The sequence below is a fragment of the Streptomyces sp. NPDC046349 genome, from assembly GCF_055587885.1.
Genome location: NZ_JBVJFK010000001.1, coordinates 57431 through 74689 on the forward strand (window position 1 = coordinate 57431; position 17259 = coordinate 74689).

Here is a 17259-nt window from a genome sequence, read left to right on the forward strand (position 1 = left end):
ACTTCAGGTGTCGGCCGAACCGATCCGGCCACCCCCAACACGTACCGCCTACGGGAGCCCGTGGACCTTGGGACCCACCGAGTTCGACCAAGCACTACCCGCCTTGGCGTCCCAGTTGGTCGACCAGGTCATCGCGCCGCGCAGCCCCGGGTAGGTCTTCGACGGCTTGAAGGATCCGCAGTTCACGCCCCGGGTCAGGCAGTCCAGGGCGTTGTTGACGACGGTCGGGGAGACGTAGCCGCTGCCCGCGCCGCTCGGGGACGCGGGCACGCCGATGCCCACCTGGGAGGCGTCGAGGCCGCCCTCCAGCTGGATGCAGGCCAGCGCGGTGAGGAAGTCCACCGAGCCCTGGGAGTAGACCTTGCCGTCGCAGCCGTTCATCGAGCCGCTGTTGTAGTACTGCATGTTGACGACGGTGAGGATGTCCTTGATGTTGAGCGCCGTCTTGAAGTAGCCGCCCTGAGTGGACTGCATGTCGATCGTCTGCGGGGCCATGGTGATGACGAGCGAGGGACCCGCCTTCGCGGACAGGGCGCGCAGCGCCTGCGTCATGTACGTGGGGTTGAGGCCGTTCTCCAGGTCGATGTCGATGCCGGTGAAGCCGTACTCCTGCATCAGGGCGTACGCCGAGTCCGCCAGGTTGGCCGCCGAGGCCGAGTCGTTGACCGTGATGGTCCCCTTCTCGCCGCCGATGGAGAGGATGACCGACTTGCCGGCGGCCTTCTTCGCGGCGATGTCGGCCTTGAACTCGGCCACGGTGTAGCCGCCGAGGCCGGCCGAGTCGAGGTTGAAGGCGATGGCGCCGGGCGTGGCGGTGGCGTCGGCGAAGGAGACGGCGATGATGTCGTACTGCGCGGAGACGTCGGAGAGCTTCTGGACGGTCGCGCCGTTGTTGAAGTTCTGCCAGTAGCCGGTCAGGGCGTGCCTGGGGACGGCCGGGTTGCCCGGGTTGCCGCCGCCGGTCGTGGTCCCGGTGACGGGGGCCGACTTCGGACCCTCGCCCGCCGTGCTGTACGCGCTCACCTGGAAGGAGTACGAGGTGGACGGCGCGAGCCCGGTGATCGCGGTGGAGGTCCCGGCCACCGTCCGGACGCGGACCCCGTCCTGGTGGACGTGGTAGCCGGCCGCGCCGCTGACCGCGTTCCACGAAAGGGTGAGCCCGTTCGCGCTCTGGCCGGAAACAGCGGTCCCGGCCGGTGCGCCCGGGATGCCCGGGCCGGGGTCGGTGCCCCCGCCGCCGTCCGGGCCGAAGACGCTGAAGTCGTCGACGACGTAGGCCGGCTGGCCGTACCAGCCGTGGGTGTAGACGGTGACCTGGGTGGTGGAGGGGCCGGTGGTGAAGGTGGTGGACAGCTTCTGCCAGCCGCCGCCCGAGCCGGGGGTCCAGGTCGAGACGTCCTGGGTGCCCGTCCCCGTCGCGCCGAGATGGACATAGCTGCCCTGCACCTGCGTGCTCAACGTGTACGTCGAGTTCGGCTTGACCGTGACGGTCTGGCTGCAGTGGGCGTTGTCGGAACCGGCCGGGGTGGCCTTCAGGGCGCCGGCCCCCGCGTGGACGGGCGAGGTGACGGCGGCGCCGCTGCCGCCGGAACAGGACCAGTTGGCGATGCCTGACTCGAAGCCGCCGTTGCGGACGACGTTGACGTCCGCGGCCTGAGCGGCGCCGGCGGCGAGGGCCGTCAGCGCCCCGGCGGCGACGGTGACGGCGAGCGGCAGGGAGAGGGAGCGTATGCGGTTCACGTGGGCTCCGTGGGGGGAGGTGTGGTGGGGAGGGGCGAGCCGGGCCGTGTGGGGTGGGGCCGGCTCACGCCATGCGCTGCCAAGTTGGTCCAGACCAATCCTCGTGTCAAGAGTCTTCGCAAAGTGGCTTGAAATGGCTCAATGCGCGATCCCTGTTGTCCGGGTTTCCCGTCACCTGTGACCGGTGCCTTACGCACGGGAATCACCAAGCCCCTGACCTGCCAGGGGTGACGCGGTTATGGTGCTGGGGCAAGGGGGGATGGGCGACGGCCGTCCGCGGTCGCGCAGTGGTGCGCGCACGCGACGCGGCTGGGACGCGTCCCCGGCGAGCGCGCGAGAGTCCGGGCGTACGGGGAGAACGTGGGGGAACGGGGGAATTCGCGTGCCGACCGCCATCGCAGTCACCAGCGCCGATCTGGTGCTTCCGGCCCCTGACCGGCACACGCCGGGGGCCGCCCTGCTGCACCCGCCCGAACAGCACGACCTGGAGGCCGCGCTCGCCGGGACCGGCGCCCTGCTGGAGCGGCACGGCCACCTCGTGGCCCTCGTACCGCCCTGGCTCCCGCGTCCCACGGTCCAGCGGCTGCACACCGTCCGGGCCATCCTGGAAACCGACCGGATCGCGCTGCTCGACATCGATCTCCCGCCGCTGGGAACGGCCCTGCTGGCCCGTCAGCTGCGCCAGCTCAGCGTCTGCGACTTCAGCCCCGGAATCATCGCTTCCGCGGCCCGGCTGCTGTCCCACTACATCTACGCGGGCGCCCTGCTCGGCTCGGTCGCCAGACTCGACCGGGTCCGCATCCCCGTCGGGCTCGGGGCGCACGCCCGGTCCTGGTCGCCGAGCGCGCAGTTCGCCGTACTCGCCCACCCCGCACCGCACCTGGCCAAGCTGGGCGGCTCCGGCGGCGGACGCGGCGGACGCGGCGCGTCGCGCGGGGGGGCGCGCGGCTCCCACGGGGGATCCGCCGGCGGATCCCACGGCGCTGCCCCGGACCTGCCCGCAGGCCCCGACTTCGCCACCCACCTCACCTTCGCGCGCGGCCAGCTCGCCTCCGACTGGGTCGCCGCCGAACTCGCCCCCGCCTGGCAGGTGCAGGGCGTCATGGAGAACCCGCTGCCGGCCGCCTCACCCGGCTGGTGGGGCACCCCCAAGCTCGTCGAGTTCGCCGCCGGCATCCCCGACCTGTCCGTGCTCTACCAACTCGTCGCCTCGGTCCGCCGCGAGCAGTGCCGGTGGTGCGGCCTCGAACTCATCGGCGACCGGTGCGGCTTCTGCGCCGCTCCGCTCACCGCCCCACCGCCGTCCGCGGCGACGCCGGCGGGCACCGGCCGCTCCGGACCCTGACCGACGACCGAACGTACGAACGAAGAAAGAACGGCGAGGTAGTACGGCCTATGAACTCACGCCAGCGCCGCGGCGTCCTTCTGCTGCTCCTGTCGGTCCTGTGCGCCCTGGGGGCCTTCGCCGGAGTCCTCGTGGTGATCGGCGACGTCAATTCCAAGGTCGGGTCCGAGGCCGTCGCCTACCGTGCCAAGGCAGACATAGCCCCGTACAGCCCGCTGGGGGCAGGGCAGTTCGAGGAGGTCAGGATCCCCGAGCGGTGGCTGTCCGCCACGGCCGTCACCGACCTCGGCGCGCTCAAGGACAAGATCGCCCTCACCACCCTGAAGAAGGGCTCCCTGCTCCAGACGGACATGTTCGTCGACCGGCCGCAGCTCCAGCCCGGTGAGCAGGAGATCGCCATCATGATCGACGCGGCGACGGGGGTGGCCGGGAAGATCACCTCAGGCGCCAAGGTCAACATCATCGCCACCTTCAAGGGCGCCAAGGACACCGAACCCTCCCGCTCGGTGATCATCGTCGCCAATGCCCGGGTCCTGAACGTCGGCAAGCTCACCGCCCTGGAGAAGGACAGCGACCGCAAGGGCCCCTCCGAGGCCGTCCCGATCACCTTCGCCCTCAGCACCAAGGACACCCAGCGCGTCGCGTACGCCGAGTCCTTCGCGGAGCACGTGCGCCTGGCCCTGGTCGCCCCCGGCACCGACTCCGCGCCCGCCGCCGGCGACCGTACGTACACCCTCGACGGGGACAGGTGAGGCCCGGATGACCACGCGAATCCTCCCCGCGGTCGGCGACCCGGACGCCGCGCGCATCTTCTCCACCCTGCTGAGCCAGCTCCCGTCGGCGGAGCCCGCCCCGCCCGTCCCCGACTCGACCACACTGCTGGACACCCTCGCCCGGCTCGCCGTCGACTCCCTCGACGAACTCCCCGAGGTGGTCCTCGTCCACGAGCGGATCGGCCCGGTGCCCGCACTGGAACTCATCCGCGAAGTCGCGCTCCGATTCCCGGCGGTGGGGGTCGTCCTGGTCTCCTCGGACGCCGGACCGGCGCTCTTCTCCGCCGCCATGGACTCCGGCGCACGCGGCCTCGTCGGCCTGCCGCTCTCCTACGACGAGCTCGCCGCCCGCGTCCAGGCCGCCGCCCAGTGGTCCGTCGGCGTCCGCCGCCACCTGGGCAGGGGCTCCGCCGACGCCGACGCCCCCGCCGGGCCGGGCGGCCGGGTCGTCACGGTCACCGGGGCCAAGGGCGGCGTGGGCACCACCTTCACCGCCGTGCAGTTCGCCCTGGCCGCGGCAGCCTCCGGCCGGCGCACCGCACTGGTGGACATGGACCTCCAGGCCGGCGACGTGGGCTCGTACCTCGACGTGCAGTTCCGGCGGTCCATCGCCGACCTCGCCGGCATCCAGGACATCTCGCCGCGGGTCCTCCAGGACGCCGTCTACGAGGACCGCAGCGGGCTCGCGCTGCTGCTGGCCCCGGCCGACGGCGAACGCGGCGAGGAGGTCGACGACCGGGCCGCCCGCCACATCGTCGGCGCCCTGCGCAGCCGCTACGAGCTCGTCGTCGTCGACTGCGGCACCCAGGTGACCGGAGCCAACGCCGCCGCCGTGGAGACGGCGGACGTCGCGGTCCTCGTCACCACACCCGATGTGATCGCGGTACGGGCCGCCAAGCGCATGGTCCGCCTGTGGGAGCGGCTCCAGGTCCGCAAGGCCGAGGACACCGTGATGGTCGTCAACCGCTGGAGCAAGCACACCGAGATCCAGCCCGCCCTGATCGAGAAGATCACCAAGACCCGCGCCACCCGCACCCCCGTCCCGGCCGCCTTCAAGGAACTCCAGGCCGTGGTGGACGCGGGCCGCCTCCAGGACCTCGACAACCGCTCGACGGTCAAGCAGGCCCTGTGGACCCTGGCCGGCGAACTCGGCCTGCTGGCCGCCCCGGACACCCCGGCGGCCGCCCCCGCCACGCCGGGCGGCGCCCTGACCCTGCGTGCCGCGGGCACGGTCTCCCGCCTGCGCCGCGGCCGGGAGGGCTGACGGATGCGGAAGCCCGCCCGGATAGGGGCCCGCGCGGACCGGGGCGACCGGGGTGACCGGGGTGACCGGGGCCAGGTGGCGATCGAGTTCGTCGGCACGGTACCGCTGATCCTGCTCCTGGTGGCGGCGGTATGGGAGTGCGTCCTGATCGGCTACGCCTTCTCCCTGGCGGGCAACGCGGCGGACGAGGCGGCCCGGGCGGGGGCGGTGCACGGGGACGCTGCGTGTGTGGCGGCGGCGGGGGAGCACATCGGGGAGGCGTGGGGCCTTGAGGTGGTGTGCGAGGAGTCCGGGGACATCTACCAGGCCAAGGTGCGCCTGTCCATTCCCGTCCTCCACCCGGCACTCAACTTCGGCGGGATCGACGGCACCGGCGGCGCCGCGCTGGAGAAGGAGGCCGAGTGACATGAGGCGGCGGATTCGCTCCGACCGGGGCCAAGTGGCCCTGGAGTACATCGGCTTCATACCGATCCTGCTGTTCGTCGCGCTGTGCGCGATCCAGCTCGGGTGGGTCGCGTACGTCCACGAGCAGGCGGACACGGCCGCCCGGACGGCGGCGCGCGTGGAGGCGCAGCACCCGGGCCGGGGCGTGGCGGCCGGACACGCCGCCATCCGCGAGGGACTTCCCGCGACGGTCGACGTGGACCCGGGAATCGACGCGGTGACCGCGACCGTGACCATCCCCGTCAACTCGATCATCCCCGGGCTGGACCCGGCCGACGCCAAAGCCACGGCAGTCATGCCCAACGACGACCCCGAGGTGACCGGACCATGAGCCTGCGTTCCCGGGTCAGTACCCCCGACGACCGCCACAGCCCGCGTGAGGACGGCCGGCTGGTCTCCTCCTACCGCGCGAAGCTGCTGGAGGAGATCGACCTCGCCGAGATGTCCGCGCTCGCACCCGCCGAGCGCCGGGCGCGCCTTGAACGCGTACTCGGGCACATCATCAGCCGCGAGGGCCCGGTCCTCTCCACCGTCGAGCGCGCGCAGCTCATCCGCCGCGTCGTCGACGAGGCCCTCGGTCTCGGCGTGCTCGAACCGCTCCTCGAAGACCCCTCCATCTCCGAAATCATGGTCAACGGCCCCGACCAGATCTTCGTCGAGCGGGCCGGCCGCGTCGAGCAGCTCCCCATCCGGTTCGCCTCGCACGAGCAGCTCATGCAGACCATCGAACGCATCGTCTCGACCGTCAACCGCCGCGTCGACGAGGCCAATCCGATGGTCGACGCGCGCCTGCCCAGCGGCGAGCGCGTCAACGTCATCATCCCGCCCCTGTCCCTGACCGGCGCCACCCTCACCATCCGCCGCTTCCCGCGCGCCTTCACCCTGCACGAGATGATCGCCCTCGGCTCCCTCGACGAGCAGATGCTCCTGCTGCTCTCGGGCCTGGTCCAGTCGAAGATGAACGTGATCGTCTCCGGGGCCACCGGCACCGGCAAGACCACCCTCCTCAACGCCCTCTCCGGTCTGATCCCGGAGGGCGAGCGCATCATCACCATCGAGGACTCCGCCGAACTCCAGCTCCAGCAGGCCCACGTCATCCGTCTGGAGTCCCGCCCGGCGAACGTGGAGGGCAAGGGCCAGATCACCATCCGCGACCTTGTACGCAACTCCCTGCGCATGCGCCCCGACCGCATCATCGTCGGCGAGGTCCGCGGCGGCGAGACCCTCGACATGCTGCAGGCCATGTCCACCGGCCACGACGGCTCGCTGGCCACCGTCCACGCCAACAGCTCCTCCGACGCCCTGACGCGCCTGCAGACCCTGGCCTCCATGTCGGAGGTCGAGATCCCCTTCGAAGCCCTCCAGGACCAGATCAACAGCGCCGTCAACGTCATCGTGCAGCTGACGCGCTTCGGCGACGGTTCGCGCCGCATCACGGAGATCTCCATCCTCGAATCACACGGCCGCGAACCCTTCCGTATCACCACGGTGTGCCGCTTCGCCGCCCAGCCCATGGGACCGGACGGCCGCGTCCACGGCTACTTCGCGTACTACCCGCTGCCCCGCCGTATCGCCGAACGCCTCTACATGAACAACCAGCCCATCCCGCAGGCCTTCGGCGTCGCGCTGCCCGACGACCCCCTCACCACCCCGCACATCACACGGACCGCCCTGTGAACCCACTGATCCTCCTCACCCTCGGCATCACGCTGCTGGCCTGCGTCCTCGCGGTCGTCGGCCTCCAGGCGTACGCGGCCGGCCGCGCCCAGCACGCCGCCCTCGTCGAACGCCTCTCGGCGAGCGGCCTGCCCGAACCGCTCGGCCGGGCACGCCGCTTCCGGAAGATCGACCGGCGACTGCGGAAGACGAGGCTCGGCCGCCGGATCGAACAGAAGCTGGCGACCACCGGCCTGGACCTCACGCCCGGCGAGTTCTTCGTCTACATGGTCGGTTCCATCGCGGGCGTCTGGCTCATCGCGTCGTCCCTCCTCGCACCGTTCTTCGGGCCGGTGGCCGGCCTGATCGGCCTCTGGGCGGCGAACGCGTTCCTGGGCTGGCAGCGGGCACGGCGTACGGAGCGCTTCATCAACCAGCTCCCCGACCTGGCACGTATCCTCGCCAACGCCACCCAGGCCGGGCTGGCCCTGCGTACCGCCATCGGCATCGCGGCGGAGGAGCTGGAGGCGCCGGCGGGCGAGGAACTCGCGCGGGTCGCCGACCGCCTCGCCGTGGGCCACTCCATCGAGGAGTCCCTGGGGGAGCTCACCGAACGCCTGCCGTCGCGCGAACTCGTGGTCCTCGTCTCCACCCTCGTCCTGTCGGCCCGGGCCGGCGGCGCGATCGTGGACAGCCTGCGCAACCTGACGGTGACGCTGGAGCAGCGCAAGGAGACCCGTCGCGAGATCCGCACCCAGCTGTCCCAGGTCACCGTGACGGCCTACCTGGTCCCGGCCATCGGGCTCGGCTCGCTCCTCCTCGTCGACATGATGATGCCGGGTGCCCTGGACCGGATGACGGGCGCGTTCTTCGGGCAGACGGCCGTCCTCGTCTCCCTCGGCCTCTTCGCGCTGGGCTTCGTCCTCATCCGCCGCCTGTCGAAGATCGACGTGTGAGGGGGCGGACGCGACCATGACCGGACTCCTCCTCGCGCTCGCCGCCGCCCTGTCGGTGTTCGGCGCCTTCCACGGCGTCCGCCTCTACCGGGCGGACGTGAAACTCCCCACCGACCTCGCCCTGGCCCTGGAAGTGGGTGCCACCCGTACGACGGCGGTCGGATCGCTGGTCGACCGCATAGGCATCCGCTGGGCGCCGCTGGTCCTGCGCGCGATGGGCACGACCCGGGTGGCCCGCAAGCGCAGGCAGATCGACATGGCGGGCAACCCGGCCGGCCTGACGATCGACCGCTACGCGGCCCGGCGGGCGGTGTACGGGGCTCTGGGCGCCGCGGGCGCCTTCTCCATGCTGCTCAACGGCCAGCTGGTCGCAGCCCTGCTGATGGTGGCCTTCGGCCTGTTCTGGATCGAGGTCGGCCTGTGGTCGGCCATCCGGGTCCGCCGCGACCACATCGAGCGGACGCTGCCGGACTTCCTGGACGTCCTGGCCGTGGTGGTGAGCGCGGGCCTGGGCTTCCGGCAGGCGCTGGACCGGGTGGCGGGCAAGTACGAGGGGCCGTGGGCGGACGAGATCCGCATCACGCTCCAGCAGATGGACATGGGCGTCAGCCGGCGGCAGGCCTTCGACGAGCTGCGGCGGCGCAACGACAGTGAGCAGGTCGCGCAGTTCGTGACGGCCCTCCAGCAGGGCGAGGAGCTGGGCTCCCCGATCGTCGACACGCTGATCGCGATCGCCGAGGACATGCGCCGCACGGACGCCCAGAACGCCCGGCGGCGGGCGGCCCGGGCCGTGCCGAAGGCGACCTTCGCGGTGACGATGTTCATGCTGCCGGGCACACTCATCCTGCTCGTGTGCGGCTTCGTCTACGGCGCGAACGTCGACTTCGGCGCGCTGTTCGGGGGTGGCTGAGCCATGGCACGACTGAGCGTGCTCATCGCCGACGGGAACCCGGTCATCCGGGCGGGACTCGCGGCCATCCTGGGCGCGGCCGGGGACATCGAGGTGACTGCCCAGGCCGCGGACGGCCGCGAGGCCCTGAGCCTGACCCGCCGGCACGCGCCGGACGTGGTCCTGCTGGACGTCCGGATGCCCGGGGTGGACGGGATCTCGGCGCTCCCGCACCTCGTGCAGCTGGCACCCGTACTGATGCTGACGTACAGCAGGGAAGCCGAAATCGTCCGGGAGGCATTGCTTCTGGGCGCCGGCGGGTACCTCGTACACGGCGAGTTCACTGCCGACGAGCTGCTCAGGGCCGTGCACGACGCACCCCTGGGCCGCCCGCACTTCACCCCCACGGCGGCGAGCGCCCTGCTGACGGAACTCCGGGCCTCTTCGCATCCGCAACGCGATGTGGCACAGTCGTCCGAACGGATGCACAACTCTGTTTTCTTCGGGCTGAGTTCCCGGGAGGTGGAGATCATGGACCTGATCGCGTCCGGAATGAGCAATCAGCAGATCGCCGCCACCTGCTTCATCAGCGAGAAGACCGTCAAGAACCACATCAACCGCATCTTCGCGAAGCTCCGCAGCGCCACGCGCAGCGAGGCGATAGCCCGCTGGCTGGGAACCGCCCGTCCAGGAGTGACCGGTCATGGGTAGACAGAGTGCGCAGTGGGTCCGTAATTGGGTCCCGGGACCCTTGGTTACGAGTGGTGACTCGCCGTACCGTCCGCAGATCGACACCGGTACCGGCCCGGGAGGGAACCCCCATGTCACAGAACACGCTGCTGAAGGCCGCCGTGGAGGCACGGATCAGGGTGAACGGGTGGGCGGACACGGCCGTGACAAGGCTTCGCAAGCGCCACGCCCAACAGGACCGCGGCCAGACGGCCTTCGAGTACCTGGGCATCATCCTGGTGGTCATCGTGATCGTCGGAGCGATCGTGGGATCGGGCGTCGGTTCGGAGATCACCAAGCGGATCAAGCAGGCGGTGACCGACATCAAAGCCGGCTAGTGGCCGTCTGCGGCCTGTATGGGCGCGACCGGGGGCAGGCCTTTCCCATCTACGTGGTGGTCGTGGCGGGGCTGCTCTTCGCCGCGCTCGCCTTCTTCGCGGTGGGTCAGGCGTCGGTCAGGCGCAGTGATGCCCAAGGAGCTGCGGACGCAGCGGCTTTGGCAGCCGGACGTGAGGCTCGGGACACGGTGTTTGTCGGGCTCGATCTCCCGTCGGTGGAGACGGGGGGCTGGAAGAAAATCGTTGAGGGGGACTTTTTCAAGGTCGGCGAGGCTTGTGCGGCGGCGGAGGCCTTCGCGGCGAAGAACGATGCGAAGGCCACGTGCAGGGCTGCCCTCCCGCGGTTCACCGTCACGGTGGAGACGAATGAAGCCGTGGGGGATTCCGTGGTTCCCGGCACCCGCGACGTGCATGCGACCGCGAAGGCCACAGCTCTGATCGAGCCGAGGTGCCGCCTGGGGGCCGTCGTCACTCCGAGCCCCATCCCCACCCCGACATCCACCGCGCCGTCAGGTGGATCACCATCTCCCACGCCGAACGCATCAACAGTGACCTTCACCTGTGGCAAGGAGATGGTCAAGCTCGACCCGCTGAAGCCGGGTTCGCTCAAGGGATTGACCAGAAAGCTGTTCAGCGTGCGACTCGTCGGCTGACAGGGACCGAGAGACAAGGAAGCGTTCATAGATGAGCATTCGGCGCATGGTGAGGGTCCGTGGGGGGATGGCCGTTGCGGGTGCGGCGGTCATGGTCGTCACGTTGGCCGGGTGCGGTGGCGGCGGCGACGACAAGTCGGCCGAGCCGCAGAAGTCCGGGGCGGCGCAATCACAGGGAACGGCGTCGCAGAACGCGGCACCGAGCGCGAGCCAGAGCGCAGAGCCGACCGAAGTCATCGCCACGCTGAACGGACAGGCCGGCATGACGTTGGAGATCAACTCGGTGCGGCGGGACCCGGGTGGCTTCCTCACAGTCTCCGGGCAGCTCAAGAACACGGGTAGCCAGTCCTACAAGGACACCGTCGCCTGGCGCGGCATCGAACTCAAGGGGACCGGAGAGTCGGTCGCCGGTGCGACGCTGGTCGACAAAGTGGGGAAGAAGCGCTATTACGTGCTTCGGGACACGGAGTCGAGGTGCCTGTGCACGACGGGCGTTTCCAGCGTCGACGCCGGTCAGGTGATCCCGTTCTTCGCCCAGTTTCCGGCACCGCCGAGCTCTACCAATGAGGTGGAATTCAGCCTCCCGACCTTTGCCACGGCCACCGTCAAGATCTCTGGGTGACCCATGACCACACGCCATCGCGCAGCCGCCGCCACTGCAGTTTCCGCACTCGTCATAGCCGGAGGGCACCTCATCGGGGCGACCGCCGCGCATGCCGATGACGTGAAGCCCTCCGTGCCCCCCGGCACAGAGCCGTCCGCCGCCGCGCCCGTGGCGATCGACTCCAACGCGCCCGGGCTGAAGATCCCGCAGGGCGGGACCCTGGCACCCGTCAAGGTGCTGGACATCGCCGAGGTCGTAGAAGACCTCGGCGGCGAGCAGCGGCGGCAGGAGACCAACGAGACCGTCATGATGGCGCTGCAGTCCGAGGTGCTGTTCCCCGAGGACAGCGCCGTGTTCAACGCGCAGGCCGCCGCCCGGATCCAGGCCATCGGGAACGAGATCAACCAGTCCAAGGCGACCCGCATCCGGGTCTTCGGTTTCACCGACGACCAGGGCAGCTACGAGCACGGCAAGGAGTTGTCGAAGCAGCGGGCCGATGCCGTGCACGCCGAGCTGGCCAAGACCGTGACGAACCCGAGCGTCGTCTTCGACGTCCGCGGCTACAGCGAGGACTACCCGATCGCCGACAACAGCACCGAAGAGGGCCGCAAGAAGAACCGCCGCGTGGAGATCACCTTCCCGCGCGGCGCCGACTAGTCAGCTCGTCCGCGGCGCGGACCCGATGGGCCGCTCCCGCCGCCGGAGGCGGCCGCGGGAGGCCTCCACGATCGTTCCGAGTGCGAGCGACTGGGCCAGCACGCACAGGACGAGCTCGGTGAGGAAGAGCCAGGTCGCCGGCTGGTCGCCGCCCGGGACGGGCGCCTGGACCAGCGACACGAAGAGGAACAGCGGGAACGCGAACATCGCGGGCAGCACCCACACGAACCCGGGGTCGGGCGCGAACAGCGTGGCGGCCGTCGCGATGGCGACGGCGATGCCGACGAGGCCCAGGTAGATCGCCGATGCGGGGTTCCTGAAGGTCAGGCGGACGAGCGTGCGGGCGGTCATCGGTTCTCCCAGGTGGTGTGGACTGCCTCCATGGTCGGCAGGACCCGGCGCCCTGTCCTGAGTACGCGTACCCAGACCAGACCGGGGGTCCGGGTACGCGTACTGCGCCGTACCGCGCCGACCCCGGGGAGGGGTCAGCCGAACTGCTTCGGCCGGTAGCCGCCGGCCGGCGGCTGGATGATCACGTTCATCCGGTTGTAGGCGTTGATCAGCGCCATATGAGGGACACCAGCGCGGCCAACTGGTCCTCGCCGTAGTGCTGGGCGGCGTTCGCCCACGCATCGTCCGTGCGCCCCCGACCGCGTCGGCGATGCGCGTGCCCTGTTCGGTCAGCTCCAGCGCCGCCCGTTCGGCCTCGGGAACACCTTTGCCTCGCGCCAGGCCGCGACCAGCTGGAGGCGCTGCGCGACGCTCTCCCCGGCGTGCGCGGCGTCCTTGGTGTGCATGTCGGTGCAGAAGCCGCAGCCGTTGATCTGGCTGGCGTGGAAGTCGAGTCGGGCGTTCATGGTGGTCTCCTAATCGCCTGGTCTGCTTGACGTGTCGACGGCTGCACAGCCCTGACGGATCCCACCGGACGGATGTGACGGTGCTCCGCCGTACGCCCGAGTGACCGCGTCACTGCCGCAGGAGGATCTCCGCGACCTCGCGCGCCCTGAGGGCCGGTTCCGGGCCGGGGCTCAGGGCGGCCACCGTCGTCGCGCCCTCGACCAGGATCAGCAACTGGTCGGCGAGCGCGGGCGGGGCCCCGGCCGGGAGCAGTTCGGCCAGGAGGGCGCGGAGCTCGGCCTTGTGGACGCGGACGACGTCCGGCGCGGCCGCGCCGAGCTCCCCGTACGCGTTGACGAACGCGCAGCCGCGGAAGTCCGGCTCCGAGAACCACCGCGCCAGCCAGTCGAAGACGGCCAGGGCCGGGGGCTGCGTGGACGCCGCCACCGCCTCGCGCAGGCTCGCCGTCCAGCGTCGGTCGCGGCGCTCCAGATAGGCCGTGACCAGGGAATCCTTCGCCGGGTAGAGCCGGTACAGACGCTTGAGGGGGACGCCGGAGGCGGCGCGGATGCGGTCCATGCCCACCGCTTGGATGCCGTGGCGGTAGAACAGCTCCTCCGCCGCGTCCAGCAGCCGGGTCCGGGCCTCTTCGTCGTCCATGAGGGCAGGGTAACCCGATATCGCTTGCGGCGAGAACGATCGTTCTCCTAGGGTGGGCGGAGAGTCGGAGAACGACCGTTCTCCGGCCTCCCCCTCCGGAAGGACGCACGCACCATGACCCGTCCGCCCCTGCCCCGTCCGCCCCTCCCGCCCTTCACCGACGAATCCGCCCGCGCCAAGGTCCAGGCCGCCGAGGACGCCTGGAACAGCCGTGACCCCGAGCGCGTCGCCCTCGCCTACACCGAGGACTCCGTCTGGCGGAACCGCGACCGCTTCCTGACCGGCCGTGACGAGATCCGCGCCTTCCTCGCCGACAAGTGGGAGCGCGAGCTCGACTACCGGCTGCGCAAGGAGCTGTGGGCCCACACCGGCAACCGCATCTCCGTCCGCTTCGAGTACGAGTGGCACGACGCCTGCGGCCAGTGGTGGCGCAGCCACGGCAACGAGCAGTGGGAGTTCGACGACGACGGCCTGATGCGCCGCCGCGAGGCCAGCATCAACGACGTACCGATCGCCGCGGAGGACCGCCGGATCCTCTGAACACCCCCCGGGTGCGGGCACTCAGCCGCGAACCCGTGTCTGAGTACGCCCGCCCCTGGCAGCCACCGCGACCGGCTGATACGGCGAGCCCGCCCAATTTCCGGAAGAGCGCCTCGTGAACTTGTGTTCGCCGCGAGGCCTGCTGTTGCGGAGGGCGCGGAAGCGGCGCCGGGGAGGCGCCGGCCGCCCCTGGAGCAGGGCCCGTTCGCGGCCCACGCCCAGGACACAGCACTGAGGAACCCGGTGAAGCCACCGCGCGCCGTAGCCGCGCTGTTCGTCCTGGCAGCTATCGTCGCGGCTTGCGGCCCGGGCGCCGACGCGGTTCGGCCAAGGGGGCCAAGGCCATGCATCTGCAGCAGGGCGCGGAGGGCGCCGACGCCATCCTTCAGGAGACCCTGGGGGCCGTACGGCCGGAGTTGAAGTGGAACCACGGCCCCGGTGGCAGCGCCGGCTGCACGAAGGGTGTGGCGGGCGCCGCCACCGGCACCGGTGTCACCGACCGGATCATCACGATCAAGACGATCGTCTCCGAGCAGCGCCGCGACTCCCTCCTGGGGCTGATCGAGCAGGCGTGGAAGGATCGCGGCTACACATTCACCCATGCGAACAAGAGCCGGAAGTTCCCCCGCATCCACGCGAGCACCCCGGACGGCTACAGCCTCTCGGTCGAGGTGGGCGGCGAAGGCCAGTTCCTTCTGGAGGCGGCCACCCCCTGCCTGCGCGACACGGACGTCCAACAACCCATCACCCCGGAGAACACCCCGCATCGCAGCGGGCCCTTCCCTCAACGTCGCGACGAGCAGGACGAGTTCTGGTCGGCCGCTACGCCCGTCCAGCAGTGACCGGCGTCTGAGAGGATGATCAAGGCTCTGCGGGGGAGGCCGGCAGGGCATCTCGGGCAAGGGGGACCAGGCATGGCACGGGCTCAGGTGAACGGCGTCGAGCTCTTCTACGAGATCCAGGGCGACGGGGAACCGCTCGTCCTGGTCCACGGCTCCTGGACCGACCACCACAGCTGGCACGCCGTCCTGCCGCCCCTCACCCGCGCCCACCGCGTGCTCGTCTACGACCGTCGAGGCCACAGCCGGAGCGAGCGCCCGCCGGGCCAGGGCACGCGGGCCCAGGACGAGGACGACCTGGCCGCGCTCATCGAGAGGCTCGGCGCCCCCGCCCACGTGGCCGCAAGCTCCTTCGGCGGCTCGGTCGCGCTCGGCCTCGCCGCCCGCCGCCCCGAACTGCTGCGCAGCCTCGCGGTGCACGAGCCGCCCCTGACCGCCGTCGTCGCCGGCGATCCGGAGCTCGACCGGCTGATGCGGAACGCGCAGGCGCCCATCGACGCCATCATGGCGGACGTGCGCGCGGGCGACTCCGAGGGCGGCGCGCGCCGGTTCGTCGAGGAGGTCGTGTTCGGGCCGGGTGCGTGGGACGGGATGCCGGACGCGGCCCGCCGGACGTTCGTCACCAACGCCCCCACCGCCGCCGACGAACAGGGCGACCCGGACTGGGACACCGTGGACCTCGCCCGGCTGGCCGGCTACACCGGCCCGGCCATGCTGAGCAAGGGCACCGACAGCCCGGCGTGGTTCGGCGCGATCGTCGACCGGCTCGCGCAGGTGCTGCCCGGCGCGCAGGCGCGGACCCTGCGCGGCGAGGGCCACGTCCCCCACCTCACCGCCCCGCAGCGCTACGCCGACAACCTCCTCGCCTTCCTCGCCTCGACGGCCTCCGCAGACCGCTCCTGACCCGCCGTCCGCCGGATGCGTGCCGCGCGGATACCGCGCGTGCACGCACCTGGCGGTTTGTCATGGGTAAGTCACAACAGGCCCGTTGCTCGATCCGTTGCAGCTGCGATGTATGTTGGCTGGGAGCCGACGGACCGACTCCCGGAGACGGAAGGGGCCGTCAAGGCTGTCGGCTTGGTCGCTGGACGAGATCGCCGCGGCCGAGCTCATCGGCGACGCGGTGCGCCGGGCGTCCCGTTCGACCGATCCGGAGGCCATTCCGAAGGACATGCTGTGATCACCACCGACCCTGTAGGCGAATGGTTCTGGGAGACGACGACCGCCGTATCCGGGCAGCAGGGTGCGGACCGGGCGCTCCGTCTCTTCGACCGGATCCATTCCCTCGGTTCCGGCCTGGGTCTCGTCGACGGCTGGGGACACGGGGGCGTCAAGGTCGTCACGCTGCAGGCGCCGCGGGAGACGCGGTACGAATGGGAGGGCAACGGCCGCCTCGACGGCGCGGTGGAGGAAAGCCGGGCGTGGTTCGACCATGACGCGACGCTGCACCTCTGGAGCGTGCTGCCCGGCGCATGGCTGGACTCCGACGGCGGGGTGCACCGCTCCGAGCGTCTCTTCGCCCTGAGGCTGCTGCTCTGGCCCGGCGGGCACACCGTCGTGTCGCTGGCGGCGTACTCCGACGCCTGGATGACCCTGGACCTGAGGGAGCGCCCGCAGCCCGAGGTCGCCGCGGCGAACGCGCCGCGTCTGGCATCCCTGTTGAGGGGCGTTTCCGAGCTGCTGGGAGCCGAGGTCGATCCCGGGGATCCCACCTACTACGGCAGGCCCACGGCCTCAGGCTTCGAGGACCTCTCGGAGGAGGGCACCGACCACATCGACCCCTGGAGCACTTTCGCCGTACCGGCCAGATGGCAGCGCATGCTGCGCCTCCTGCCGAAGGGTTACCAGGAACAGTCCTACGAGGCGTTCACCGAAGGCCCGGTCAAGTACATCGAGGTTCGCCGGAGCGGTGACACCGTGGGCCTGCTCTGGGCGGGCAAGGACGGCAGTGCGGCATACGAGCCGCGCCCCGCGGCCGGGGAGATCGCCTTCACCGCCGGTGTACCCCTGCTCCTGGCCTTCGCCGAGGCGCGTCGAGCCGGATCGGCAGCACTCGACGCCCTCGCGGCGGCGGCACGGTCGGAGTCCGAACTGTCGGGGGCTGATGCCGAGATCCGTGACGCGCCTTCGCTCGACGCCCTGCAGGAATGGGCGGGTAGCTGAACCCCGTGCCTGTTCTACGGGCGGCGCGGCCGTCCGCGCGGACGACGGGGGCGGCCCCGACCCGACGGGTCCTCTCCGGGGCCGGCCGCCGCCCTGCTCCGGCCGGTCCTGAGCCCCGGGCCGGCCGCCGCCCTGCTCCGGCCGGTCCTGAACCCCGGGTGGGGCGTCGCCC

General features: G+C 71.1%; 20 protein-coding genes and 1 pseudogene. 17 read left to right on the top strand and 4 right to left on the bottom strand.

Features of this window, described 5'->3' with window-relative positions; translation table 11 throughout:
* Positions 1-48: 48 nt before the first annotated feature.
* Positions 49-1740 (bottom strand): chitinase, encoded by a 1692-nt coding sequence (locus ACZ6JS_RS00280; protein WP_469294770.1) that lies wholly within the window; start codon positions 1738-1740, stop codon positions 49-51.
* Positions 1741-2122: 382 nt separating this feature from the next.
* Between ACZ6JS_RS00280 and ACZ6JS_RS00285 the strand changes: the two genes are divergently transcribed.
* From ACZ6JS_RS00285 to ACZ6JS_RS00345, 13 genes are all read left to right on the top strand, one after another.
* Positions 2123-3085 carry a hypothetical protein gene (locus ACZ6JS_RS00285; protein ID WP_469294772.1) on the top strand — a complete coding sequence of 321 codons (963 nt, stop codon included), beginning with the start codon at positions 2123-2125 and terminating at the stop codon, positions 3083-3085.
* Positions 3086-3135: 50 nt separating this feature from the next.
* Positions 3136-3837 (top strand): Flp pilus assembly protein CpaB, encoded by a 702-nt coding sequence (gene cpaB / locus ACZ6JS_RS00290; protein ID WP_469294773.1) that lies wholly within the window; start codon positions 3136-3138, stop codon positions 3835-3837.
* 7 nt (positions 3838-3844) lie between these two features.
* A complete protein-coding gene (locus ACZ6JS_RS00295) occupies positions 3845-5122 on the top strand; it encodes an AAA family ATPase (RefSeq protein ID WP_469294775.1) in 1278 nt (425 codons plus the stop codon).
* 3 nt (positions 5123-5125) lie between these two features.
* Positions 5126-5527 carry a TadE/TadG family type IV pilus assembly protein gene (locus ACZ6JS_RS00300; protein WP_469294776.1) on the top strand — a complete coding sequence of 134 codons (402 nt, stop codon included), beginning with the start codon at positions 5126-5128 and terminating at the stop codon, positions 5525-5527.
* Position 5528: 1 nt separating this feature from the next.
* Positions 5529-5897 carry a TadE/TadG family type IV pilus assembly protein gene (locus ACZ6JS_RS00305; RefSeq protein WP_469294777.1) on the top strand — a complete coding sequence of 123 codons (369 nt, stop codon included), beginning with the start codon at positions 5529-5531 and terminating at the stop codon, positions 5895-5897.
* The gene (locus tag ACZ6JS_RS00310) at positions 5894-7243 is read left to right on the top strand and encodes a CpaF family protein (RefSeq protein ID WP_469294778.1); all 1350 of its coding nucleotides are present in this window, start codon (positions 5894-5896) and stop codon (positions 7241-7243) included. Before ACZ6JS_RS00305 ends, ACZ6JS_RS00310 begins: the two co-directional genes overlap by 4 nt.
* Positions 7240-8178, top strand: coding sequence for a type II secretion system F family protein (locus ACZ6JS_RS00315; protein ID WP_469294780.1), 939 nt, complete (start codon positions 7240-7242; stop codon positions 8176-8178). Before ACZ6JS_RS00310 ends, ACZ6JS_RS00315 begins: the two co-directional genes overlap by 4 nt.
* Positions 8179-8194: 16 nt before the next feature.
* A complete protein-coding gene (locus tag ACZ6JS_RS00320) occupies positions 8195-9088 on the top strand; it encodes a DUF5936 domain-containing protein (protein ID WP_469294781.1) in 894 nt (297 codons plus the stop codon).
* A 3-nt stretch (positions 9089-9091) separates the two neighbouring features.
* Complete coding sequence (locus ACZ6JS_RS00325) at positions 9092-9778, top strand: response regulator (protein WP_469294782.1); 687 nt, start codon at positions 9092-9094, stop codon at positions 9776-9778.
* Between the two features lie 110 nt (positions 9779-9888).
* Positions 9889-10134, top strand: a complete 246-nt coding sequence (locus ACZ6JS_RS00330; protein ID WP_386396385.1) for a hypothetical protein — start codon at positions 9889-9891, stop codon at positions 10132-10134.
* Positions 10134-10787, top strand: a complete 654-nt coding sequence (locus tag ACZ6JS_RS00335; RefSeq protein WP_469294784.1) for a pilus assembly protein TadG-related protein — start codon at positions 10134-10136, stop codon at positions 10785-10787. The genes ACZ6JS_RS00330 and ACZ6JS_RS00335 overlap by 1 nt, the downstream gene beginning before the upstream one ends.
* Positions 10788-10818: 31 nt before the next feature.
* Positions 10819-11409, top strand: a complete 591-nt coding sequence (locus tag ACZ6JS_RS00340) for a hypothetical protein (RefSeq protein ID WP_469294785.1) — start codon at positions 10819-10821, stop codon at positions 11407-11409.
* Positions 11410-11412: 3 nt separating this feature from the next.
* Positions 11413-12048 carry an OmpA family protein gene (locus tag ACZ6JS_RS00345; RefSeq protein WP_469294787.1) on the top strand — a complete coding sequence of 212 codons (636 nt, stop codon included), beginning with the start codon at positions 11413-11415 and terminating at the stop codon, positions 12046-12048.
* Here ACZ6JS_RS00345 and ACZ6JS_RS00350 read toward each other — a convergent pair whose 3' ends face one another.
* The 3 genes and pseudogenes from ACZ6JS_RS00350 to ACZ6JS_RS00360 all read right to left on the bottom strand — a co-directional run bounded on the left by ACZ6JS_RS00350 (position 12049) and on the right by ACZ6JS_RS00360 (position 13545).
* Positions 12049-12399 (bottom strand): SCO4225 family membrane protein, encoded by a 351-nt coding sequence (locus ACZ6JS_RS00350; RefSeq protein WP_469294788.1) that lies wholly within the window; start codon positions 12397-12399, stop codon positions 12049-12051.
* Positions 12400-12533: 134 nt separating this feature from the next.
* Positions 12534-12881: pseudogene (locus tag ACZ6JS_RS00355) on the bottom strand (carboxymuconolactone decarboxylase family protein); the annotation flags it as partial.
* A 133-nt stretch (positions 12882-13014) separates the two neighbouring features.
* Positions 13015-13545, bottom strand: a complete 531-nt coding sequence (locus ACZ6JS_RS00360) for a TetR/AcrR family transcriptional regulator (RefSeq protein ID WP_469294789.1) — start codon at positions 13543-13545, stop codon at positions 13015-13017.
* 114 nt (positions 13546-13659) lie between these two features.
* Between ACZ6JS_RS00360 and ACZ6JS_RS00365 the strand changes: the two genes are divergently transcribed.
* The 4 genes from ACZ6JS_RS00365 (at position 13660) to ACZ6JS_RS00380 (ending at position 17087) form a co-directional block, all read left to right on the top strand.
* Positions 13660-14085, top strand: coding sequence for a nuclear transport factor 2 family protein (locus ACZ6JS_RS00365; protein WP_469294791.1), 426 nt, complete (start codon positions 13660-13662; stop codon positions 14083-14085).
* Between the two features lie 344 nt (positions 14086-14429).
* Positions 14430-14927, top strand: a complete 498-nt coding sequence (locus ACZ6JS_RS00370; RefSeq protein WP_469294792.1) for a hypothetical protein — start codon at positions 14430-14432, stop codon at positions 14925-14927.
* 72 nt (positions 14928-14999) lie between these two features.
* On the top strand, positions 15000-15827 hold the full coding sequence (locus ACZ6JS_RS00375; protein WP_469294794.1) for an alpha/beta fold hydrolase: 828 nt from the start codon (positions 15000-15002) through the stop codon (positions 15825-15827).
* 273 nt (positions 15828-16100) lie between these two features.
* The gene (locus tag ACZ6JS_RS00380) at positions 16101-17087 is read left to right on the top strand and encodes a hypothetical protein (RefSeq protein WP_469294796.1); all 987 of its coding nucleotides are present in this window, start codon (positions 16101-16103) and stop codon (positions 17085-17087) included.
* Positions 17088-17259: the final 172 nt, after the last annotated feature.